This is a genomic window from Limosilactobacillus secaliphilus (genome assembly GCF_001437055.1).
Taxonomy (GTDB): Bacteria; Bacillota; Bacilli; order Lactobacillales; family Lactobacillaceae; genus Limosilactobacillus; species Limosilactobacillus secaliphilus.
Genome location: NZ_JQBW01000010.1, coordinates 425,609 through 450,667 on the forward strand (window position 1 = coordinate 425,609; position 25,059 = coordinate 450,667).

At 45.4% G+C, this 25,059-nt stretch carries 17 protein-coding genes and 1 other annotated feature; of the genes, 7 read left to right on the forward strand and 10 right to left on the reverse strand.

The features are described 5' to 3' along the window. On the forward strand, positions 1–846 hold the full coding sequence (locus IV45_RS06840) for an alpha/beta hydrolase (RefSeq protein WP_057741947.1): 846 nt from the start codon (positions 1–3) through the stop codon (positions 844–846). 75 nt (positions 847–921) lie between these two features. After that, positions 922–1,833 carry a dienelactone hydrolase family protein gene (locus tag IV45_RS06845; protein ID WP_157051225.1) on the forward strand — a complete coding sequence of 304 codons (912 nt, stop codon included), beginning with the start codon at positions 922–924 and terminating at the stop codon, positions 1,831–1,833. A gap of 121 nt (positions 1,834–1,954) precedes the next feature. On the opposite strand, the gene hxlB is transcribed toward IV45_RS06845, so the two are convergent. Continuing rightward, a complete protein-coding gene (gene hxlB / locus IV45_RS06850) occupies positions 1,955–2,497 on the reverse strand; it encodes a 6-phospho-3-hexuloisomerase (protein WP_057741949.1) in 543 nt (180 codons plus the stop codon). Positions 2,498–2,516: 19 nt separating this feature from the next. Further along, positions 2,517–3,476, reverse strand: coding sequence for a sugar kinase (locus IV45_RS06855; RefSeq protein ID WP_057741952.1), 960 nt, complete (start codon positions 3,474–3,476; stop codon positions 2,517–2,519). A gap of 266 nt (positions 3,477–3,742) precedes the next feature. Between IV45_RS06855 and gndA the strand changes: the two genes are divergently transcribed. Both gndA and IV45_RS06865 read left to right on the forward strand, forming a co-directional pair. Further along, positions 3,743–5,182: an NADP-dependent phosphogluconate dehydrogenase gene (gndA, locus tag IV45_RS06860; RefSeq protein ID WP_057741954.1), complete on the forward strand. Its 1,440-nt coding sequence runs from the start codon at positions 3,743–3,745 to the stop codon at positions 5,180–5,182. Between the two features lie 677 nt (positions 5,183–5,859). Then, positions 5,860–6,084, reverse strand: a binding site (T-box leader). A gap of 222 nt (positions 6,085–6,306) precedes the next feature. After that, positions 6,307–7,497: an aminotransferase-like domain-containing protein gene (locus IV45_RS06865; RefSeq protein WP_057741957.1), complete on the forward strand. Its 1,191-nt coding sequence runs from the start codon at positions 6,307–6,309 to the stop codon at positions 7,495–7,497. Positions 7,498–7,553: 56 nt separating this feature from the next. On the opposite strand, the gene IV45_RS06870 is transcribed toward IV45_RS06865, so the two are convergent. From IV45_RS06870 to IV45_RS06890, 5 genes are all read right to left on the reverse strand, one after another. Beyond that, complete coding sequence (locus IV45_RS06870; RefSeq protein WP_057741959.1) at positions 7,554–8,420, reverse strand: TrmH family RNA methyltransferase; 867 nt, start codon at positions 8,418–8,420, stop codon at positions 7,554–7,556. A 174-nt stretch (positions 8,421–8,594) separates the two neighbouring features. Beyond that, entirely contained in the window at positions 8,595–10,148 is a 1,554-nt protein-coding gene (locus IV45_RS06875; protein WP_057741961.1) for a UDP-N-acetylmuramoyl-L-alanyl-D-glutamate--2,6-diaminopimelate ligase, read from the reverse strand. A gap of 198 nt (positions 10,149–10,346) precedes the next feature. Further along, positions 10,347–12,266 carry an asparagine synthase (glutamine-hydrolyzing) gene (gene asnB / locus IV45_RS06880; RefSeq protein WP_057741963.1) on the reverse strand — a complete coding sequence of 640 codons (1,920 nt, stop codon included), beginning with the start codon at positions 12,264–12,266 and terminating at the stop codon, positions 10,347–10,349. A 28-nt stretch (positions 12,267–12,294) separates the two neighbouring features. Beyond that, positions 12,295–13,530, reverse strand: a complete 1,236-nt coding sequence (locus IV45_RS06885; RefSeq protein ID WP_057741967.1) for a carboxylate--amine ligase — start codon at positions 13,528–13,530, stop codon at positions 12,295–12,297. Positions 13,531–13,879: 349 nt separating this feature from the next. After that, positions 13,880–14,353 (reverse strand): universal stress protein, encoded by a 474-nt coding sequence (locus tag IV45_RS06890; protein ID WP_057741969.1) that lies wholly within the window; start codon positions 14,351–14,353, stop codon positions 13,880–13,882. 198 nt (positions 14,354–14,551) lie between these two features. Between IV45_RS06890 and IV45_RS06895 the strand changes: the two genes are divergently transcribed. Beyond that, positions 14,552–15,010, forward strand: coding sequence for an Lrp/AsnC family transcriptional regulator (locus IV45_RS06895; protein WP_057741972.1), 459 nt, complete (start codon positions 14,552–14,554; stop codon positions 15,008–15,010). Between the two features lie 235 nt (positions 15,011–15,245). Here the strand turns inward: IV45_RS06895 and proC are convergent, their stop codons facing one another. Beyond that, a complete protein-coding gene (gene proC, locus IV45_RS06900; RefSeq protein ID WP_057741974.1) occupies positions 15,246–16,013 on the reverse strand; it encodes a pyrroline-5-carboxylate reductase in 768 nt (255 codons plus the stop codon). Between the two features lie 51 nt (positions 16,014–16,064). Beyond that, the gene (pepF, locus tag IV45_RS06905) at positions 16,065–17,876 is read right to left on the reverse strand and encodes an oligoendopeptidase F (protein ID WP_057741977.1); all 1,812 of its coding nucleotides are present in this window, start codon (positions 17,874–17,876) and stop codon (positions 16,065–16,067) included. Between the two features lie 92 nt (positions 17,877–17,968). Here pepF and IV45_RS06910 point away from each other — a divergent pair, with 92 nt between their 5' ends. Together IV45_RS06910 and IV45_RS06915 are read left to right on the forward strand one after the other, a co-directional pair. Beyond that, a complete protein-coding gene (locus IV45_RS06910) occupies positions 17,969–18,640 on the forward strand; it encodes a DUF6198 family protein (protein ID WP_057741978.1) in 672 nt (223 codons plus the stop codon). Positions 18,641–18,984: 344 nt separating this feature from the next. Next, positions 18,985–20,778 (forward strand): collagen-binding domain-containing protein, encoded by a 1,794-nt coding sequence (locus IV45_RS06915; RefSeq protein WP_057741981.1) that lies wholly within the window; start codon positions 18,985–18,987, stop codon positions 20,776–20,778. A 76-nt stretch (positions 20,779–20,854) separates the two neighbouring features. Here the strand turns inward: IV45_RS06915 and IV45_RS06920 are convergent, their stop codons facing one another. After that, on the reverse strand, positions 20,855–25,012 hold the full coding sequence (locus IV45_RS06920) for a BspA family leucine-rich repeat surface protein (protein ID WP_057741984.1): 4,158 nt from the start codon (positions 25,010–25,012) through the stop codon (positions 20,855–20,857). Positions 25,013–25,059: the final 47 nt, after the last annotated feature.

Below are 25,059 nucleotides of genomic sequence, written 5' to 3' on the forward strand. Positions count from 1 at the left end.
ATGCGCTTAATTAAGGAAAATATTTCTAGTCCACTTGGCCAAGCAGTCTTAAAGGGCTACGTGCTTGATAACTATGACAATGTTGACCCCGATCGCAAACGGCCGGCCATTATCATCTGCCCTGGTGGCGGATTCGATCACCTCTCTCCCCGTGAAGGTGAACCGGTAGCCGTTCGTATGCTCAGTCATGGCTTTCAGGCATTTATCCTCGAGTACAGCTTGGACCCGGCGCGCTTCCCTGTCGCAGTCAGCGAATTAGCGGCAGCGGTTAAGTATCTCCGGCAGCATGCTCAGTCACTGCATATCGCATCCGATGCGATCTGGGTAGCTGGTATGTCAGCTGGTGGTCATGTGGCTGCTAGTTTGGGTGTTTATTGGCACAATCCCCTCCTTAACGACTTGGGATTTGATCCGCAGCAGATCCAGCCAAATGGTCTCCTGCTCGGCTATCCCGTCATTACAAGTGGCCAATTCGCCCATCGTTATTCTATCAATTCCCTTTTAGGCGATGACTCAAACAATCCCCAAGCTTTAAAGAGTGTTTCATTGGAAGAACAGGTTTCTAAATTTACCCCTCCCACATTTCTTTGGTCAACGGCTGACGATCAGTCGGTCCCATGTGAAAATGCTATCCTGTTCGCCAACGCAATGAAGGCTCACCATCGTCCATTTCAATTGCATGTCTTCCCGTCTGGCCGGCATGGTTCCAGCTTAGGTACCGCTGAAACCGCCTTACCAGATGGAAAATACCGCGCCGCAAGTATCGTCAGTTGGCCGGAAATGTTTACCGATTGGGCGCAAAACATCGGACATACTTTTCTCAATTTCCATCAGCAATCCAAATGAAAAACGGATCCAGTGTTTGGCCTCTGCCTGCACTGGGTCCTTTTCTTAATACCGAAAGTAAAAGAGGTTTCAATTATGGCATTTACTCGTCAAGACTTAAAAAAGCTGCTTGGTCCCGATGAACGACTAGAAAACGTCAGCGGTGAATTCTTGAACCGTGAAGACCACGGTACTTTCGTGGTTGAACGCTATCAATTACATTTAAACAAGCTGGAAAGCGTACCAGCTTTGCGTGCCTATAGCAAGACCGTTTCTGGCAAGCGGCCGATAGTCATTTACCTGCACAGTCACGGCGGCAACTTCCCGCTGGGCAAGTCGGAAATGATCAATGGTACCGACTACCTGCAGAATCCGTCCTTTGCAAAGGTCATTACCGACATGGGCGCCGATGCATGGGCAATTGATGCCTGGGGCTTTGAGGACCGCGCTGGCAGCCATGGGGTCAAGGAAAGCGAACTGTTTAAGGAATTCCTGCTGGAAGGCCAAACCTTGTGGGGCATGCGCCTGTTCGACCAGCAGTCCTTGATTGATTACTTAAGCACCCGGCCAGAAGTCAACATGGACAAGATCGCCACTATCGGTATGTCTATGGGTGGCATGGAAAGCTGGTGGCTAGCCGCTTTGGAACCACGGGTTAAGGTTGTCGTTGATATTTCCGGGCAAACTGATCTATCAGTTTTGAAGAAGTACCGGTTATTGGATAAACACAATTTCTACCTATACGTTCCAGGCATGCTGAAGTACACCAGCACGTTGGAAATTCAGCAGTTGATCGCCCCACGGCCACGGTTAAGCATGGTTGGCAACCGTGACCTGCTCTGCTTCTACCCTGGTCCAGAAGCTTTGAATCCCGCCCTTTCCAAGTATTATGCAGAACAGGGTCATCCCGATAACTTCATCGGCAAGATCATGACGGGCGGCCACCAAGAAACCCAAGAAATGCGTGCCTGCTGGACCCGTTTCTTGAAGCAGCAGTTATTTAACTAAGTACCTACAACATCAAAATTCAACATGCGATACAACAATGGCCTCCAACGTTTGGTTTTCCCGAACGCTGGGGGCCATTCTCGACTACGAAGCCATTGACGACTTCTATCCTATTTTCGTTTTATTCCATGTTACTGTGACGTGATTTTGCCGCGCCATTGTCCGTTCCATCCCGTCGTGCCAGTTTCAAGCACAAGGCATCCAGGACTAAATGAACGGACTGGTCGAACAAGGTGCTCAGCAATTGGATGGATTTAATCCCATCGCCAGCTTTGGTCGCACCCGGCACCACAATGGTCTGGTCAGCCAACTGGGCAAGTGGTGAATGGCCATTACTGGTGACCGCTAATAAAGTGGCACCATCTTGGTGGGCTTTGTCAGCCAGTTCCACAATGCTGCGCGTACTGCCAGAGCCAGAAACCGCCAACAACAAATCACCCGCCTGGATTGAGGGTGTAATTGTTTCCCCAATCACAAAGGGCGTATAGCCAATGTGCATCAAGCGCATGGCAAATGCCTTGGCCATCAAACCTGATCGACCAGCGCCCAGTACAAAAATGCGCCGTTGTTGATTAAATAATGGAAGTGCGTCATCCAGCTGTTGTTCATCCGTCGCCGCCAAGACCGCACTGATTTCTTGGTTGATTGCATCCAAAATCCGCATTGTCATCGAACCTTCTCAGTTAATCGGCTGCGTGTTCTTCATAAAACTTTTGCAATTGTTCAGGGGTCGGGTAACCATCGTTGTCGCCAGGAGTCTGAATCTGCATGGCTCCGACTGCGTTTCCCCGTTTAACGGCTTCGTCAATTGTGTGGCCTTCCAATAATGCCGTAATGGTGCCTAAAGCAAAGCCGTCACCAGCACCAACCGTGTCCACAATCTTGTCGGCCGGAACATGGAAGCCCTTGACGAAATTAACGTGGCCGTCCTTCTGCTTCAAGTAAGCACCCTTAGCGCCTACCTTGACGATGACCGTCTTGGTGTACTTGCCCTGCAGGTAGAAGTCGGCAATCTTCTCTGGATCATCAGACCCCATCAAGATCTTTCCTTCGTTTACGCCAGGCATCACAATATCGGCGTTGCCGGCCAGTTCATTTTCGGTTTTTACCATATAATCATGGCTCTTCCAGGTGTCACGCAGGTTCGGGTCGTAGGTCGTCATGATGTGGTTCTCATGCAGGCGGTCGAACAGTCGTCTGAATGACTTCTCCGCCGTGTCCGAAATGCTTGGGAAGATCCCGGACATGTGGGCAATCTTGACCCCGCTCAGGTCCACTTTGTCGATCACGTCGGGTGTTAAGTAACAAGCGGCTGAATTCTTGCGGTAGTTGAACACCTGCGGATCACCCTTGGTTACTCTTTGCTTAATTTGGTGACCAGTCCAGTGATCAGGATCGTAGCTAATGTATTGGGTGCCGATATTGTAGCCAGCAATGGTCTTCTTAATGAATTCGCCAAACGGGTCTTCCCCAATTCGCGAAATATAGTCAACACTGTGGCCCAAACGCTGCACACCGATCGCAACGTTTAATTCGGCCCCACCCATAATTTTGTGCCATTCTAAAGCGTCAGCCAGTGACACATCGGGCTCTTCAGAACAGAAAGCTACTAGCGGCTCACCAATGGTAATTACTTCACTCATGTTTTTCTCCTCTATTAGGCGGTTGTAGATTGATCTGACAACCTTGTTAACGTTAACATTACACTAATTTTAGCCTATACAATCCCCAGCCAATAATCAAGTCTTGACTTTGGTTAAAGCTTGTTATGCCAATAATGAGACCGCTTTTAAACTTTTAGGCCAAAAGTTTGTGCAAAGTTTCTCAAATTAGTTATTCATCGCGCTCGCTTTCTGATATAATAGTTTGCGTAAAGTGTATTTATTCTTTTAAGGAGTGTGACAACACAATGGCAGATAAGAAAGCACAAATTGGTGTTATTGGTATGGCCGTTATGGGCAAGAACCTGGCACTGAACATCGAAAGTCGCGGGTACACGGTAGGTATTTACAACCGTCACCGTAACCGGACTGATGAAATGATGAAGGATCACAGCGACAAGAAGCTGATCCCAAGTTACAACATCAAAGACTTTGTTGCTTCTCTGGAAACGCCACGTCGGATTTTGCTGATGGTTAAGGCCGGCAAGCCAACCGACGCAGTTATTGATGAATTACTTCCTTTGCTGGACAAGGGTGACGTTCTGATCGATGGTGGTAACACTAACTTCCACGACACTATGGAACGTAACGCTCGTCTGGACAAGTCTGGTATCAACTTTATCGGCATGGGTGTATCTGGTGGTGAACTGGGTGCCCTCCATGGTCCATCTCTGATGCCAGGTGGCCAGAAGGAAGCTTATGACCTGGTTGCTCCAATTCTGGAACAAATCGCTGCTAAGGCTAAGGATGGCAAGCCATGTGTTGCTTACATCGGTCCTAACGGTGCCGGCCACTATGTAAAGATGGTTCACAACGGTATTGAATACGGTGATGAAGAGCTGATCGATGAAAGCTACAACATCATGCGTCATGGTTTAGGCATGAACGTTGATGAATTAGCTAAGATCTTCCACGAATGGGACCAAGGCGAACTTGACTCATTCCTGATCAACATCACTGCTGACATCCTGACTAAGAAGGATGACTTAGGCGCTGACAAGAACAAGCCTATCGTTGACATGATTCTTGACCGTGGTGCCAACAAGGGTACTGGTAAGTGGAGTTCTGAAACTGCCCTTGAAGGTGGCGCTCCACAATCAGTTATCACTGAAGCCGTTTACGCTCGTTACATCTCCATGATGAAGGACGAACGTGTGGCTGCTTCTAAGGTACTGCCAGTTGACGTTGACAAGGTCAGCCTGTCCGATGACGAAAAGAAGGAATTGATCGAAAAGATTCGTGAAGCCCTCTACTTCGGCAAGGTTATGAGTTATGCTCAAGGCTTTGAACAGATGCGGATCGACTCCGAACGTTACGACTGGGGTCTGAAGTACGGTGAATTGGCACAGATTTGGCGTGAAGGCTGCATCATTCGTGCACAATTCCTGCAGAAGATCACCGACGCTTACGACAAGGATCCTCAACTGAAGAACTTGCTTCTGGACCCATACTTCCAAGACATTGCCAAGAAGTACCAGAAGGCTATTCGTGAAGTTGTTGCCTTCGCTGTTAAGGTTGGTATCCCTGTACCAGCATTATCCGCTGCTATTTCTTACTACGACTCCTACCGTGCAGAAGTTCTGCCAGCTAACATGCTTCAAGCACAGCGTGACTACTTCGGTGCTCACACTTACGAACGTGTTGACCGTCCAGGTAACTTCCACTACACTTGGTACGAAGAACAATAATCAGATCCAACTGATTAATCAAAAAGGTCAGGCAATTGTCTGGCCTTTTTTTGTTGTCCAAAACTAAAAAAGCCGCTAACGCCGGGGGATCACCGACATTAGCGGTTATATTTTTTAACAGGAAGATTTAGGAGGGATCAGTCCTGTTTTCAGATTAACACTTATCACTAGGAGAAATATTTAGAGCAAAAAAGGATTGTCTATTGTTATTGGATCATGTCCAATTCAACATAATTAGGTGGTAAATCAGTAAGTTAGATTTACTAGCTATCTGGGCTAGTAAGTAAATTTCATGGTTTTGATTAATTATTGGTGAATAATCTTCTGTCACCCAAGCAATCAGCCATCCGCCAAGCGCTCCCATTATTTAGGTATTTTCATTACATCCGTAACGGGTCTTCCTTAGCACCTGGAATCCAGTCAAGCTTGCGTGAATTACATTAAAACTTCAGTTGACAATATTTGTATCAGTTGTATTGACTACTTAATTGGTCACTTATTACCTCCCATTTGGTGCAGGTCATGACCATACAGCCTTATTGTTCACCCACACCTGCATCGTCATGATCATTGTGTCCGACTACCTCTTGTGTCATCTTAATGTCAGTAATGTCGCTTGACATGATAACCACCCCCTTTGCTGTAAATAAAAAGTCCTTAAGACACGCTGAACGCATCTAAAGGACGATAAAATCGTGGTACCACCTTTATTCATGGATAAATCCACCTCAAGCGAACCAATATTGATCCGCGGTCCAGTTAATGGTGGACAAACCAGGCGGGACTACTTATTTCGACCGCCAGCGGCTGAGTGATGTTCACTTACTGACTTCGCTTGGTTTGCACCAACCACCAAGTCTCTTAACCCATCAGCAAGTTACTGTCTCAGTCATTGCGAATTCATTTGATTGATTGTCAACATCATACTAATCAAATTTTAATTTGTCAAGCTGGTTTTTAATAAAAATCACAAATTCTTTTTGCAGGCTGTTATTTTGCACATGGGAAAGTTCCCGTCAATCGTATGCTTGCAAATTTTCCCTTCACAATTTTCGGTGGATGGTGTAAAGTCTTTAGCAAGCATAATTATTATAAAACTATTAGAATTGATTGGGAGTGATGGTATGACCAAATACAACTATTCAAAACGCGTTCCAGAAAAAGGCAGTGATGTCGTCGGTGCAATCCTAGCCGCTGCCGCTGACCCGGAAGTCATCTCTTTTGCCGGTGGTCTGCCTGCTCCAGAACTCTTCCCGGTAAAGGAAATGGAAGCGGCCGTTGACAAAGTCTTTGAAGCCCACGGGCGTGAAGTAATGCAGTATGGTGCTGCCAAAGGGGTAACCGCCCTGCGCCAAACCATTCTGCAGCACGTTGCGGAAAAAGAAGACGTCCATGCCGAATTAGACAACGTCCTGGTGACAACTGGTTCCGAACAGGTAATCGACCTGGTCGGCAAAGCCTTCATCAACCCTGGCGATACCGTGCTGATCGAGGAACCAACCTACCTTTGTGCCTTAGACGTTTTCAAAACCTATGGTGCCAATTTCGTCAGTGTGCCAATGGATGAAGACGGGATGCGCATGGATGCCTTGGAGGAAACCTTAAAAGCACATCCGGAGGCCAAACTCCTGTATACGGTCCCGAATTTCCAGAACCCTACCGGCCGCACTTTAGCGAAGGAGCGGCGGCAGCAACTGGTTGAATTAGCCGAGAAGTACGACTTTCTAGTCTTAGAAGACAACCCTTATGGTGAAATTCGTTTTGCCGGTCAACACGTGCCTTCAGTTAAATCCTTCGATCATTACGGGCGAGTCTTCTACATGGGGACCTTCTCTAAAACCCTGGCGCCCGGTTTTCGTTTAGGCTGGGTCGTTGCACCAAAAGAAGTGGTTGACCTGTTAACCGTCCTCAAACAGTCGGCCGACCTGCACTCCGACAACCTTTCCCAGTATGCAGTCGCCCAGTTCTTCGAGGACAATGACGTGGACGCCCACGTGGCTGAAATCAGCAAGCTTTATGGGCATCGTAAAGAGTTGATGGTCAAAGGGATCCATAAATACTTCCCAGCAGGGGTCAAATCCACCGATCCAGAGGGCGGCATGTTCCTGTGGGTAGAAGTGCCGGGAGTTGACGATACGGTTGCGCTGTTCAAGCAATGCCTGAAGCACAACGTGGCATTTGTGCCTGGCGATCCATTCTACGCCGGCAAACCACAGCCTGGTGCCTTCCGTTTGAATTACTCCAACATGCAGGATGACCAGATCGACGTTGGTTTACAGCGGCTTGGTCAAGCATTGCAACAGGCAGTTAAATAACTATAAAAATAGGGAACGAGACAGAACTTCATCGTCTCGTTCCCTTTTTACTGCCATCATTTATGAACGCCATTGCCCAGCTCCCAAAAAGCCAGAGCCGAGGCAGCCGCCACGTTCAATGAATCGACTCCGGCAGCCATTGGAATCTTAATCGTGTAGTCGCTATCGTCAATCGTCTTTTCCCTTAAGCCTGGCCCCTCTGAACCAAGGATAATGGCGAGACAGTCGATCTTAGCTAATAGCGGGTCATTGATATCAATGGTATTGTGCCGCAGTGCCATCGCCGCCGTTTGATAACCATACTGATGCAAAAGATTGATGCCGTCCTTTTGCCAAACTTTCGCATCAACATAGGTCCATGGCACTTCAAAAACAGTTCCCATGGAGACCCGCGTCGAGCGCCGATAGAGCGGGTCAGCAGAGTCACTTGTGACAATGACCCCATCGATCCCTAAGGCCGCCGCGGAGCGAAAAATGGCCCCTACATTAGTCGGATTGACAACATTTTCTAGAACCGCAATACGCGGGTGCTTGCTGGCGAGCCCCTTCAAAAAGTCACCCACAGTCGGCCGTTTAATCCGGTGCATTGCCGCCAGCGCACCACGCAGGAGATTGTAACCCTTCAATTGGCGCAGCAGTTCGCTGTCCACCACGTAAATTGGTGTCTGGCCCAGGTTCTGAGTATGATTGACCGCCATTTCATGATCCAGATCAGTCAAATCACGATCCAATTCCTTCTTTTCCACCAGCAGTGAATCCGGCCGGTAGCCTGCCCGCAAGGCCCGCTCGATGACTTTCGGACTCTCGGCGATGAAATAGCCCGGTTCCGGCTCTAAGGCGTGAAATAGCTGTGCTTCATTCAAACGGACGTAAGGATCCATGTCCGTTCCCGCTAAATCTTTCAGATAAATTAGGTTATGCATACTGAATCTTCTTCTTTATCAAATCAATGTTGTTAAGCTAGTGACCAATTATACACCGTCAATGGCCAATAAAAATGACCAACGTCAAGGTAAACTCGACGCTGGCCACCTTCAAGCAATGTGACAGGGCATTGATGACTGCATAATTAGCTCTCAGCCTGGTCACACTGTTTGTTATTGCTCAATTTCCTTCACATATTCACGTGCGATCTTGCTATCAGAAGCATAAGGTGTATCAACCCCATCGATCTTCTGGTAAGGATCTTCACCCTTGCCGGCCAAAACGACAATGTCACCATTCTTATTATTATCGATTGCCGACTTAATCGCCGTTTCACGATCCATGATGAATTGCACCTCGCCCACTTGGTCATGGTCAATGTGCGAATCAATTTCCTTAGCAATCTTCATTGGGTCTTCGTAGCCGGGGTCATCCGTCGTCAGAATGACTTTATCTGGGTGTTCCTCAGTCAACGCCTTACCGAGCCCTGGGCGCCGAGAAATCCCTTTATCACCAGTGGAACCCAGTAGGACCGTGACTTTACCGGCATGCGTCTGCCGCTTCAAGAAGGCCAGTAGCCGCTTCGTGCTAGCGTAGTTGTGCGCATAATCAATATAAATAAGGCCATGATGCTTAGTCGGGACCATTTCCATCCGGCCACGAATGTGAACATGGTCAAGGGTTGCACAATCGTCTTCTGCTGAGGCTCCAGCAAGACCAGAGGCGATAATCGCAGCGACCGCATTCCCTTCGTTATAATCGCCGGGCATACTCGTCGTGTAACGATGGTCGAGGTTGAGCTTCTTAGCACGGTCAGACAATGCCGTCAGCTGAAATTCACTTTCATGCAGGTCTTCGAAATCGTTGCGGTATTCAAAGTCAAGTTGTTGGTCATCAGGCAAGGAGATTTGGGCGCCGTGACGGGCAAATAGGTAGATGTTCTCCGGCTGCGTGGTTGCCTTAGCGGTGTAGTAGACATCGTCCAAATGGTGGGTTTCTGCGTTAATGATGCAGGTGTCGGAGTTAACCATCAGCTGTTCCTTGCAATGCAGATAATCAGCAAATGTTGGGTGTTCATTGCGGCCAATGTGGTCTGGCGTGATGTTCAAGAAGATCCCGACATTGTACTTGAGACCATACACCCGGTTCTTCTTGTAGGCCTGAGAGGAAACTTCCATTACCAGATGCGTCATGCCATTGTCGACCGCCTTGCGCATATCATGATAGAGGTCGAGTGATTCAGGCGTGGTGATATCCGACTTAAACCGGTCCTGGCTAGCATTGCCCAGCACACGGTCAAGGGTTGAAAACAGAGCTACATGTTTGTTCGTTGAGTGGCCCAGAATGTGGTCAGCAAAGTAGGCAGTGGTTGTCTTACCCTTCGTACCCGTAATGGCAATAATGAACAGGTCATTTTGCGGATAACCGTAAAAGGCTGCCCCGAGCAGGGCCATTGCCTTTTGTTCATCATTAACAATAATTGCCGGCAAGCCTTTGCCTTCTGGGTATTCTTGTTCAGCAACGTAGGCAATCGCGCCCTTTTCCTTCGCCATCGTCAGATACTTAGGCAGAAAGTTGTTCCCTTTACAGAAGAATAAGGTACCCTGCTTTACCTTCCGTGAATCATACGAAACATCAGTCGCAGTAAAGTCAGTTAAATCACTGACATGATCCAATAAATTATGTTCACGCAGCAAGGCAAGTGCTGGTGCAACATGCAATTCCATTTAAATAACCCCCTTATTAATCCCTCTTAAAAGCCTATTATTTCATTTCTCAGCGTAAAAGTGAATATGACAGCGGACGATTAGCAGAAATTTTAAAGTTCTAAACAAAAAGGGGACCGTAGCAAAGTCAATTTGCTAAAGCCCCTTCAATGTTTTGAACTTAATGATTACTGATTGACGGTTTAATGGCCTTAATGATTAGGCTTCAACGGGTTGCTTCTTAGCCCGATCAATTCCAGATTCGTCCGGCTTAAACTTGTCGATAAAGTACAGTTTGTACCAAACCAAGAACGTGTAAACCGTCCAAATCTTCCGTCGACCATCAACCTTATCGTGGAAGTTGTCGTCAGCCAGCTTAAGCAGCTTATCCTGATCAAAGAACTTCTTAACAAAGTCTTGTTCAAACATCTCTCTGACAACTTCATAGTACTTCTTTTCCCGCAGCCATTCGCGGACAGGAGTTGGGAAGCCAAGTTTCGGCCGTGTTGCCCATTCTTCAGGCAAGTGACGGTTAGCCGCCATCCGGAATGCCCACTTCGTTCCCTTGTAGTTGAAGAGGTAATTCGTCGGTGTCGTTTGGGCAACCTTCATTACTTCTTTATCCAGCAAAGGCACACGAATTTCCACGGAGTTGGCCATACTCATCTTGTCGGCTTTTAGACAAATGTCACCAGGCATGAAGCGGTGCAAATCGACGTATTGTTTCTTAGCAACTTCATTCATGTCTTCCTTGGCGTCACACTTGTCATAGAGTGGCTTCAGCAAGTCGGTGATGGATGGGCCATCCTGATATTCTGGCTTCAGGTATTCGTTGGCCTCGGCTGGGCTGAAGATGTAAGCCTGGCCAATAAAGGTTTCGCGAGCAGGTGCCAGGTTCCGGTAAAGGTGTTCAGAACCGTGGAAGTGCTTGCCTTCCAGCCATTCACCTAACTTGTAACGCTTTTCCTTTGGCAGTTTCTTCAGTTGATCAGTGATCCAACGCAGGAACTTGATCTTCGTGTTGAAACCATAAGCCGTGTAGCCAGCGAACAGTTCGTCGGCCCCTTCACCGGACAAGAGGGCCTTGTAACCATTGTCCTTTGCCAACTTGTTCAAGAAGTATAACGGAACAACGGATGGGTTTGAATCTGGTTCATCCAGATAGTATTGAATCAGTGGGAAGGCCTTGAATGCTTCCTCATCGATCAATAACTTATCAGTGTTCTTCAGCTTCAACTTGGCCGCTAACTCTCTAGCCTGCTTGGTTTCATCGTATCCACGATCAAAACCAATGGAGAAGGTGTTGTTTGGCCGCATTAATGCCGTCACCAGACTGGAGTCAACACCCGCAGATAAGAAGGAACCAACTTTAATTCCCTTATCAGCGTAGGTGTGAGCTTTGACTGAATTCTGAACGACCTGGTCAATGTTATCCACTGCTTGGTCGAACGATTCGTCTTTCGGGTCAAAGTCTTCGTCCCAATACTGTTTCATTTCGAACTTGCCGTCTTTGTAGGTGAAGTAGTGAGCTTCTGGCAGACGGTAAACACCCTTAAAGAAGGTTTCCTGCGTGACGTTGTATTGGAAAGTCATGTAAGACTTCAGTGCACGCTTATTCAGCTCCATCTTGAAGTTGGGGTGGTCCAAAAAGGCTTTGATTTCGGAACCAACGAAGAATGTGCCGTTCATCTTAGCATAGTAAAGCGGTTTGATCCCAAAGTGATCCCGGGCACCAAACATTTCGTGCTTCTTTAGATCCCAAATCACGAAGGCAAACATCCCCCGCAGTTTGTTAACGACATCTTTGCCCCATTGTTCGTAACCATGAAGAATAACTTCCGTATCGGCGTGAGTCTTAAAAACGTGGCCGTCTTTAATTAACTCTTCACGCAAATCTTCAAAGTTATAGATTTCACCATTAAATTCAACAGCCTTGGAATTATCCTCGTTGAAAATTGGTTGGTTGCCGGATTTCAAGTCAACAAAACTTAAGCGACGAAAACCCAGGGCAACGTGTTCATCAACGTACTGACCCTCATCATCAGGTCCCCGGTGGATAATCCGTTCTTTCATCTTTTTGATTAATTGATCTTTGATGCGTGGCTCTTCATTATCCACAAACGCCACAATTCCGCACATATTTCTCTCCTAACCTATTCAGCGTTAATTAACGTTGAACAAAGTATTTTTTGTAGTTCTTACTAATAATTGAGAATGCATGACGCATTAGCATATGCTGTCTGAAGGTATCGTTCTTATCAAAGGCCGTGGTGCCCCACTTACCTTCTTCGATAAGCTTCTTAGCCCGTTCCTTGTACTTGTTTTCCTTAGCGTACTTGTAGAAGACTTCCTTTGGACCGTTCATCCACAGCATGTCACCATCGGCATAGTCAGTGCCAGTGTATGGCTTGTGGTCAATAACGTCATCAACAACATACTTGGCCAGGTTGTAACCGTTCAGCGTGCAGTAGTAACTGCTCCGGCCTTGCCGTAAGTTAATTTCGAAGATCTTAAATTCGTTGTCACGGCTATCCCACTTCATATCAAAGTCCGCAAAGCCAACGTACTTAACTTCTTCCAAGAACTTCTGAATTACCTTATAAAGGTGCATATCCTTTTCTGGCAAGATAACCATGTAGTTACCAACAGCAACCGGAGATGGGTCTTCCAGCAATGGGTGAGCCAAACTCAAGAGACGTACATTGTGATTGGAGTCAACGTAAGCGTTCAGCGTCCGCATGTTGGAGTCATCACCAGGAATAAAGTCCTGAGCGATCATCTTGCCGGTGTAGCCAGCCTTGTAAACCTTTGGCAGCAATTCATCAAACTGTTCACGCTTATCCAATACGTAGGCCTTCTTACGACCTTCAAACTGGATATCGTTCCATTGAACACTGTCTGATGGCTTGAAAGCGATTGGGAAGTCAAATGGCAGCTCAATCTTTTCGCCAGATTCGACTTCTTCCTTGGTAATAATCTTGGTCTTTGGATATGGCAGACCATATTTTTCAGCTGCTTCGTAGAAAGTTTCCTTGGTACCCAGCCGGTTGAACAGGTCAATGTCAACGTATGGGCAGATGAAGTGCTTCTTCAATTCATCCAGGTGACGAGCGATTAATTCGGTGTAACCATCACCACATGAAAGAAGGAGGTACTTTTTATTTGGATCAAGGTTGGCAGCAATCTTGCGCATTCCTTCCATGAAACCAGGATCCTCATCAAAGCCCTCCAAAATTCTAACATCCACAAGCTTGGTATAGCGGGTTGGGGCTAAGCGAGTAACCCCATAGGCAATACTCTTGATCCCATATTGTTGATAGAAAGAACGTGCCATTCCATAACAGTTGAAATCAGTGCCCAGTAGAATTGGTTGAAAATCTGTTCGTTTTTGTACTGTACTCATTTTCAATCACCTCATTATAACTAGTAAACCTAACATATTAACACTAGCAAATCTAACTTAAACTACAGTATAACTACTATAAAAGTGTTTGTAAACGTCGCCGCTTTGTTTTTGAAGATACGTAAGGTTCTAACAAAAAACTAGCTCACAATTAGGGTGAACTAGTTTAAATCCTTTAGTATTTTTGGTGGCGGGCTCAAATAACGATCAAAATCATTGTCGTATAATTTGAAATCACCTTGGCAAAAACTGCATTATTGTGCAAATATCAGCAAATAAAAGTCAATTTAATGATTGTTTTTGGGCAAGCAGCAACGCCTAATCACTGCTTTTGCCCACTGACTACAACTTATTGTTCTGTGCTTGGTTGATTATCTAAGCCGGTCCGCACTACCAGCACATCCATGCGCGCATTCCGCTTAACAAAGGAAGTTACGGAGCCAACCATTGCCCGCTGCAGACGTGACATGCCGGAAGCACCCATAACAATCACATCATTATGGTGATCACGTGGGAAATCGAAGGAAATCACAGTCTTAGGGTTCCCCAGACGGATGTGGAGATCGATATTATCAAAGCCGTCGCCCTTAATCTTCTTCAGCAGCTCATTCAGGTACTTAGTAGACTTATCTACTAACTGATACGTGAGACTACCATCTGACATCCCGGCAAAATTGTAAGACATTGCCCGGGTATCAATTACATTTAAAAGGTCAATATGTGCCCCTTCACTTTGGGCCATTGCAACTGCTTTGGCTAATGCCAACTCGGCTACTTTTGAGCCATCAACTGGGACCAAGATATTTTTGTATCCTTCTGCCATCTTGTTTCCCTCCATTCATTTACATTAGGTATATTGTAGCATAAACGCGCTTTCTGTCCTGATAAAATTAACTTAATCCCCACATTTACCTATGAAAAATTGACTATCGGACTCCGTCAGCATTAAAATAGAGGTTGAAATACTTAATAATCTTAAGTGATAACTAGCCGATTCTTAAATTAACAAGGGGACGTTATTATGGACCAAATTGACTGTAAAATCATTAATATGCTAGAAGAAAACGCACGGGTATCACTAAAAGAGATATCGGCAGCTTGCTTCATTTCATCACCAGCAATTGCTGCCCGGATTAGCAAACTAGAAGAAAGTGGTGTGATAACTGGCTACCATGTCAGTGTCAATATGGAAAAGATCGACTACCACGTGAAGGCATTCATCCGTGTCCAACTGGAGCCTAAGCAGAAATCCGAATTCTACCCTTACATGCGCTCCATTCCTAACGTCATTGAATGCAATTGCGTCACCGGTGACTATTCTGAGCTCATCGAAGTCGTCTTCCCTTCGACAACTGACCTGGATAATTTCATCAACGAGATTCAACGGCGCTTTGGCAAAACAAGTACCCAAATCGTCTTCTCAACCAGTGTTGAACATCGAGGCGTGAAATTGCAAAACAAAGATAAAGACGAAGATTAATTATTATATAGAAGAAATAAATAAAGGGGTTGTGACATAATCCCTTTTGCATACATCGAAAGTTTACAGGCGGTACAACAATGGCCCCCAACGTTCTGGCAGAGCCGAACGTTGGGGGCCTATTGTTGCTCGCGGGGGCGTGACTACGAAGCCATTAGTAGCTTCTGTCACGCTCCCTTTTTTAGTTAGCTAAGTCTTGGCGCTCAAGCACTTCAGAAAATTGTTTCATGTGAAACTATTCGCCACAACTGGCCTTAATGGCTTCAATCAAAGCGCTCCGGAAGCCGGCCTTTTCAAGTGCCGCGATACCCCGAATGGTCGTACCACCAGGTGAAGCAACTTGATCACGAAGGATGGCTGGTGCTTCCTTGGTGGCATAAGCAAGGGCCCCGCTGCCCTTCACCATGCTGGCAACAATCTGGTAGGCCGTTTGCCGGTCCAAACCTTCCATCACTGCACCGTCGCTCAGTGCGTCCATCATCACGTCCACAAAAGCCGGGCCACAGCCGCCAACAGTTCCGACGATGTCCAACTGCTCTTCCTTCACATCAATAATGTCACCCAAAGTTGCAATGGCGTCACGCAGTTGCTTCTGCCTGTCTTCATCTAAGTTCGGATCCATCGTCAAACCAATGGTCCCCGCATTAACCGCAACCGGAATGTTAGGAATCATCCGCGAAACTGAAGCTGTTGGCATAGCCGCCTTAAGTTCCTGAATCGAAACTCCAGCTGCCGCTGACAAGACCAGCGCATTCTGCAGTTGGGCAAACTGTGCGGCTACCTTGGTGGTAATCGGTGCCGGTGTTGTGAAGATCAACAAATCAGGTTGTGCAGCTAACAATTCGTCGGCCTTAACGATCCGTTGTGCATTCAATTCATGGGCTAATTTATCCACCCGTGGATTTTCCGGATTAAATGCGATCAGCTCGTCCTGTTTGCCGTGCGCCAACCCCTTCATAATTGCGCCGCCCATGTTGCCGACGCCAATCACTGCAATTTTCATTTTGACTGCCTCCTCTTTTGCATTAGCTTTCTTCCTTATTTTACGGGTCAATCATTGTTTCAACAACTGTTCCAGCTGGTCTTCTTCCTTTTGCATGACTGCTAATGCATCTTCCAAGTAATCCGGCTTGGTGACATCGATGCCCACTTTCTTCAGCGTCAAAAGCGGACTAGCAGACCCACCAGCACGCAGGAAGTCCAAGTAACGATCACGCGCACCACTTTGCTTTTCCCATACCTGTTCGGCCAAAGTCGTGGCAATTGCCCAGGATGTCGCGTATTGGTAAACATAGTAGTGCATGTAGAAGTGCGGCACATAGGCCCAGCTTTGCGTTGGCGTCCCAGCCAATTTAACCGTTGGGCCGTAATACTTCTGCACCAGTTTTTGGTTCAGTTGATCCAAGTAATCGGCGGTGAGTCGTTGACCCTTTTGCTGCGTCACGTATGCCTGGTCCTCAAATTCAGCAAACTGGGTCTGGCGGAAGATAGTGCCAATAAAACCGTTGATCGATTGTTCGAGGACGTACAGTTGCTTATCAGGCTGGCCCTCATACTTTTGCAATAGGAACTTGGTCAGAATGTTTTCGTTAAAGGTCGACGCTATTTCTGCCAAGAAGATCGGCGCCTCAGCGTATTCTGACGGCTGGGCGTGTTGGCTAAACCAGCTGTGCATTGCGTGCCCGGATTCGTGAGCTAAAGTGAAGGTCGATTCGAGCTGGTCACTCCAGTTGAGGAGGACGTAAGGGTGGACGTTGGCAATCCCGACTTCATAGCCACCGGACCGTTTGCCCTTATTTTCGGCCACATCGACCCAACGCTGCGTCAGTTCATGCTTTAACGCCTGCTCGTATTTCGGACCCAGCACCGACAAAGCGGACAAGACCAGCTTTTTGCCCTGGTCATAATCGGCTTTGATGGCCTCTTTTGCCAGCGGAACGTTAACGTCATATTGGTAAAAATCATCCAATCCTAACGCCTGCTGCTTGATCCGATACCAGCGATGGGCGACATCCAAATGATCATTGACCGTCTTGATCAAATTTTGGTAAACCCGCTCATCGATTTCGTTGCTAGACAATGCCGCTGCCCGTGAACTGCTGTAATGACGGAGCTTGGCCAGCGTGTTTTCGCCATCGATAAAGTCGTTCAACGTGGCCGCAAAGGTATTGCGCAGTTCATGGTAAGGCTTTTGATAAGCCAAGAAGGCCTCTTTCCGTACTTTGCGCTGCTTCGATTGGGCAAACTCGCCACGGTTGCCATCCGTCAATTCGACTAATTCGCCCTGATCGTTGTGCACCTGGCCAAACTTGAGGTCCGCATCGTTCAATGTGTTGAAAATGTCACTAGGACTGTCAATGCTGCGGCCCAACGAGCTGAGTAATTTTTCTTGATCAGCTGACAGCACATGGCCCTTCTGCAGCCTAGTTTGGTGCAAAGCATAACGAAATTCTTGCAGTTCAGAATTATTGTTCAACCATTGCTGCAGCTGTTGCCCATCCAGCGCCACAATCTCGGGATCTAAGAAGGATAACTGCTCATCAATAGTGGTTGCCGTCTGTTCAGCAACCCCCATCAGTTCGGTAGCCGCTGCATCCGTTGTGTCGCTGTCATGACGGAGCATCGCATACACGTATTCCTGCTCCAGATCCGCATTGATGGCCTTGGCCTGCTGTAATGCCTGCAAAAGGTTTTGCCCGTCGTTGTCTGCCAGCTTACCCTTCAGCTGCTGTACTTGCTTGGCCTGCTGAGCTGTTTGCCTAAGCGCTGCTTTCATTTCCTCATCGCTCTCGTACAGGTCGCTTAGGTTCCAGGTCAATTCTGCCGGAACTTCCGCCCGTGTTGGTTGCTTATTCTTGCTTGCCATCCAAATCCTCCTTGATCTTGGTTTACTTTCCTTATTCAACGATTTACCATGCTTTAAGTATACTTCTTAAATTGATTCGGAGGAAAACGAGAATGGTTTCGACAAAATGGGCTAATAGCCTGCGCGGCCGTTGGTTCTTTTTTGGGCTGTCAATTTTGATCAACGCCTTTTTTAACGCCCTCACCGTCTCCACTAACATGGGGAGTGGGATCTGGACGGCATCCGCTGTTAGCCTAAGCAAGTGGACGTCATGGTCATTAGGCAACATCCTGTTTTTGGAAGGAGTGAGCGTTGCCTTTACCAACCTGCTCCTTCTAGGCCGCTTCGACTATTTCCGCCTCATCCGGAACCTGATCTTTATCACCCCATTTAGTTACCTCTTGGCCGGGTTCGAAGTCATTTTCGTCCACTTGGGTATTGCTCATCTATCACTTTTTTGGCGCTGCATCCTCGACATGATCGGCCTGTTCGGTGTGGCGGCCGCGGTTTCCCTGTACCAACGGGCCAATTTAATCCTCCACCCCACCGACGACTTGCCCTATATTCTGCGTTTTCGCTTCCTGCACGGCTCACCGGTCTGGTCGCAATGGCTCAGCAATGTACCGCCATTGGCCATCGTCTTATTGACCCTGCTCTTCACCCATCATTGGTACGGGTTTGGCCTTGGGACCATCTATAATGTCATCACCCAAGGATACTTAATCGGCTGGTCCGACCGTCACGTTTTCGCCGCCTTGCACCATCACCTAGACTTCAAGAACTAGCAATGGTGGCCAGCCACATTCTATTAATTCACACAAATAAGTCGGATAATGAGCCATTTGATTTGGTTTCTTATCCGACTTTTTTATATCTTAAATATTATGGTTAAGCCATTTTCTAGCGTTCAAACCTATATTTCTTAAAAATTTATTGATTTGTGTAAGAATTTATATAACTGATATGAATAATATATACAAGCTCATACGGATAACGTATTATGCATACATAAAGAAAATACTTAATCTAACAGCTCTGCAATAGGTTTAACCCCCCTATGACTGATGCTAATAGATAGAAAGTAAGTTCAATTGCTGCTTTTTATTAATTATCACAGGAGGATTAACTTATGTTCTCAAAGAATAACAATAAGATGATGGCCCAGAAGAACCGCCCAACTAAGCAACGGTTCGGCTTGCGGAAACTCAGTATCGGCGTTGCTTCCGTTTTGCTGGGTTTGACTTGGGCCGCTACCGGCTCGGCAAAGGCTGATTCCACAACGGTTAACGACCAGCCAGTAGATGCTGTAGTGACTGAATCAGCTGCTGGCGATTTACTGCCGGAAGCCTCTTCAGACCAGCCGGTAACTAGCGACAACGGTGCGAGTAGTCAGGTTGAAAGCGACCAAGCTGTTGACTCAGTGGTGACACCGGAAGACCAGCCGGCAGATGATCAAAGCCCAGTTGGCCAACCAAGTCAGCCGGCACAGCCCGTTCAGCCACAACCAGAACAGCCGGTTCAACAGCCAGAAAAGCCAGCGCAGCCAGGAATTGGGTTTATCGACTCCATCCAGTCGGACACGATTCTAAAGGACAAGTACGGGATCGACATCAACCACCTTGATGCCAAAAGCGTCCTGTTGCTGGCTTCCCTCTTCCACATCTTCGCCAACGAAGCTAACCTTGGGGCCGACGTGAACGGCAACATCGCCGTGGGTATCCTGGGTGGCAGCATCGACTTCGGCACACGGGGCGACTCCATCCACCTTTCCTCAGGCGACATCCACTACATCCAGCAGTTAAAGGACGCACTGAACTCCGGATCCTTCCGTAACCCGACCTTTAACCACGTGATCTTTGGCAACGACATTAACGTTGAAGTGATCGATGGCAAAGTTTACGTCAATGGCCAGTTGATGAATAACTTAAAGCCGGAAGAAGTCTTCATGGACGGTAAGATCCAGTACATCGACTTTGCTAAGGTGTTTGACCGTCTGCTGAAGGCGTCCAACTTCTACAGCGACCAGGCAACGTCTAACGGGGTTATTCTCGACTTCACGGACATGAATAACCAGTTCATCGATGTTTCCAACGCGACGCCAACTGACAACGTGATCTACGTGAACATCCCAGTTGGCCTTCTGCAAGGCAGCCAGCCGATCAAGATTTTCGGCCTGTCGAGCAAGAAGGGCGCACCAACGGTTGTCATCAACGTGCTGAACGCAGATGGCACAATCAACGTCGCTACCCAGGTGCTCCTCTTCTACGACGGCAGCAACACGCCAATCAACAACAGCGAAAGTCACTCAGTTCCGAACCACGTGCTTTGGAACTTTGGCAACGCAGAGGTGATCAACGTTTACTCCGGTCGTTTCATGGGCAGCATCCTTGCGCCAAAGGCAACGGTCAACGCCCACGTCAACATCGACGGTAACATCATCGCCAACATCGTTAATATCACTGGCGGTGAATCGCACCGTTGGGACATCCACCCAGTGGTACCACCGTCCTTCATTGAGATTCCGACGCCGGATCCTGACCCGACACCAGACCCAGATCCAACGCCAGACCCGGAACCAACACCAGATCCTGAACCAACTCCGGACCCAGAACCGACACCGGATCCTGATCCAACACCAGATCCGGAACCAACGCCAGACTCTGACCCGACGCCAGAACCGGAAGACCCAGCACCAAGCGACCCAACAAATGAAGATTCTGCTGACACCAACGCATCAGTAAATCCGTCTAACCAGCTTGAAGCTACGGCTAAAGTCACTCCGAGTATTAGTAATCAACAAGCAGAGTTGCCACAGCTGGGTAACAATCACCAGACTGGAAAAATAGCCGGGATCCTGTCATTGGCCTTCCTGTTAAACCTGGTAACATTGGGATGGTACAAACGGCGTAATCGCCAACGGTAGTCACTCTTATAAAAACAAAGACTGGAGAAAGTTTCGACTTTCTCCAGTCTTTTTAATTTGTTATTAGTTAATTAATTTAGTATTCCCTTTTAGGATTAATCGCAATCCACTCGTCAGCACTATTTCCATTACCTGCTGGATCATCAGTGAACCTCAGAACCACTTGTAATCCTTGAGTTGAATAACTTGGCAACATAAAACTAACATTAAAGCCGCTGTTCTGACTTTGATAGATTCTAGGATAAGCTCTAGCAACGTCATCTCGTACTGTAAAGCCAATCTTTTGGCGACCAATTTCATGACCATTCTGTAGCAGAATTGCATATGCATATGGTTTAGTTAATGATTGATCACTGCACATCCATCCTTGCAGCGTTAATTCTTTGTCTCTTAAAATTTCACTATCAATGTAATGCGCTGATTGATCAAACATCCCAAGATTTAACCAATAATCGGTGTGTGCTCCATCATTTCCATTGCCATTTTGATCAGCAGAATAACGACTCACCAATGAATAGTTATGACCAGGTACCAGATTTAAACCAGCAAAAGCATAGTTAAATCTAGAATGATCTGCAGTCTTAGTATCACTGAATACTTTGCCAACATCAGGCGAGTTCAAAAGAGCTACTTTTTGAGATGCAACTTGTTGTCCAGTTGTATTATCAAAGACTATCAGATAATGATTTGGTTCTAATTGAGAAATATCATCTGCGTGCCACCCTGCAACTTGTAATTGACCATTACTAAAGTTTACTGAATCTAAGTGAGCCCTATTAATATGGGTTATTGGGTTAAACCAATAATCAACCGCATTCCCATTACCAGCAGCATCATCTGTCCAGCGAGAAATAAATTGAATATTGTCATTGTAAAAATCAGATGTCAGCGTGAATGGAGCTATGAATCCAGAATTTACAGCATTGGCTACTGTTGGATAAACATTAGCCACGTCTGGACGGCTAACAGTTGTTACCCGACTTCTTGCAATCTCATGACCCAGATTCTGATCCCAGGCAATAATGTAATGATAAGGGCGCCCAGCAGCTTGATTAGTAGCATGCCAGCCTGTAACCATCAAAATATGATCATTCGTTTTTAAACCGTCTAGCCATGCTTGATTAGTCTCATTCATTACTAATGGACCAAACCAGTGGTCACTATGAACACCCTCACCATTAATTTGATCATCACTATATCGTGAAACAACACTCAGTGAATGATTAACAACATTATTAGGAATATCAACCGTAATATTAAATCCAGAATACCGGCTATTTACCACATTTGGATATGCATTTTGTACATCATCACGAATCAGTGGAGTAATTCGTTGACGTGCAATTTCGTGCCCTAAAGTATTGTCATAAACAATAACATATCTATAAGACGCGTCATTACTCATTCCAGACGCATGCCAACCGCTAACAATTAACTGTGCTTGCCCTTCAGAATTTTCAGTTAGCTTGTAATTATCCAGGTACCCATAGTTATAGTTGGTTTGATTAAATTTAGTATTTGAATCAAATGGAACTTGATTATTAGCTAAATGTTCATTCACTTTAACAACATTAATGATTATTGTAGCAATGCCATCCTCATTAACTATCACCGATGTTGGGATTTGTTCGTTAGGGTCTGCTAATTTGTATCCATTTGGTAATGCAAAAGGAACATCAATCGTAGACCCCACCTTACCAGAAATTTGTTGAGTCTTTACGATTACACCATTCGAGTCCACATAGTTGATGACTCCAGTTTTAACTGTTGGGATCTTTTTAACTTTAATTGTGACAGTTGGAATTCCATCACTGGTAACTGTGACTTGAGATGGAATCTGTTCATTCTTATCTGCTAACTCATAACCATCTGGTAAAGCAATTTTGACGCCAATCTTGTCGCCTACTTTGCCAGAAAGATGATCTGTTTTAAGAACATTTCCATCCTGATCTACATAGTTAATAACACCGGTCTTAACCATTGGGATCTTTTTTACTCTGATTGCAATGGTTGGAATTCCATCACTGGTAACTGTAACTTGAGATGGAACCTGTTCATCCTTATCTGCTAACTCATAACCATCTGGTAAAGCAATTTTGACGTCAATCTTGTCGCCTACTTTGCCAGAAAGATGATCCGTTTTAAGAACATTCCCATCCTGATCTACATAGTTAATAACACCAGTTTTAACTGTTGGGATCTTTTTTACTCTGATTGTGACAGTTGGAATACCATCACTCGTAACCGTAACTTGAGATGGGATCTGTTCATCCTTATTTGCTAATTCATAACCATCTGGTAAAGCAATTTTGACGTCAATCTTGTCGCCTACTTTGCCAGAAAGATGATCCGTCTTAATAACATTCCCATCCTGGTCGACGTATTTTATATCTCCTCTTTGTGCTATTTCAATATCAATGTCAAACCGTGCATTGGCAACCTCAGACGGGTTTTTAATATAATTCGGGTATTCCATTCGTAATGAAGCCGTAGTCGGATAAAGCTGTTTATCATCATCACTTAAGGAATCATAAAATCTTTTATATACTTCATTTACTTGTTCTTGTACCAAAGGCATTACTGTTTCATATACAGATTGCGCTTCACTTTTTCCAGTTATTTTTCTATAAAAAGTTGGTACGTTAATAACTGCTACTGTACTTCCAGTAGGCCCAATCTCGCCAAGAAAATCAGTTACCTTAATTTGATTATTAAATCTATAATCACTCTTAGATGCAACAAAATAGTTGATCCCCGAATTATTGAAAATATCGTCCATATTGGTAACACTACTTGTATTCCACTTACTTAAGTCACCAACGTTCTGTAAACCAGGCGTATCTTCAAACATATTTGACATATAAGTGACTTTGCTCGTATTCCATTTGCTTAAATCACCAACATAGTGAAGATAATTTGTACCGTGGAACATAAAACTCATATCAGTAACATTACTTGTGTCCCATTTACTCAAATCACCAACACGCTGTATGAAAGTAGAGTCAAACATAAAACTCATATTAGTGACACTACCTGTGTTCCACTTACCTAAATCACCGACATTTTTAATGTTGGCTGCGTTAAACATACCTGACATATTGGTAACGTTATTTGTGTTCCATTTACCTAAATCGCCGACGTTCTGAATACCAGTTGAACTAAACATTGATGACATATCAGTAACATTCCTTGTGTCCCAATTTCCTAAATCACCAGTATCACGAATGCCAGCATCAGCAAACATTCCACTCAGGTTACTAACACTGCTTGTATTCCAATCACTTAAATTGCCAACATCATGGAGATGGGAAGTACCTCCAAACATCCCACTTAAATTATTAACGTTGCTTATGTCCCATCTGCTTAAATCACCGATATTTTCAAGGTGTTTTGCATCATTAAACATATCACTCATATCTGTAACATTGTGAGTATTCCATGAATTTAAACCATATATAGCTTTCAACTCATCCTGGCCCGCAAACATACCTGACATATTGGTGATTTTACTAGTATCTAAATTCGTTAAATCAATACATTTAATTGCACGTCCCAATTTCTTCCAATTAAAGATATTTGACCAGTCTTCGTCCTCCGCAATTACTTTTTTATTATATGAACCGTTAGTCTTACTTATAGCTAAAGTATCCATCCAACTAGAACCATATCCATAAACACTAGATGGTTGCAGAATATCTTTTAAGGTTTCGGAAGAAATACCAACAGCTGCAATTCCATTAACACTAATATTGGAATTACTAAAATCATTTAAATTAGGAATAATTATGTGAGTTAAATCAGACCCATGGTAACCCGTAATATTTAGAATATTATTGTCTTTTTGATAGTCCCAATCATTAACATTGACCGTGCCATAAGCGTTTGGATCTAATCCTTCAGAAACGCGAAATTCATTCAAAAAAGTAGTCTGTTTGGTAATCTCATTTTTATTAATCCTATTTATATTATTGGATTGAATGTTTTTTGTGGCTTCGCTTAATTGTTGTTCTGATTTATTTGAGTATGATTGTGAACTATTGTTTAAAGTAACTTCATTAGTCCTTTGAAGTTCTATATCAGACTTAACAGTTTCAGCTTGATTTGGTTGGTTATTGCTATCAGCATAAGCTTTTTGAAGGTTGTTATCAGAAATTAGGCACATAGTTACAACTGTTATTGTTGCTATTACCCAATTTTTGCCAGATTTATATAATTTTTTATGTTCCTTTTGCATTTGTATTCTCCTTATCAATTTATATTAATAAAAGCGCCTTCAAGCAA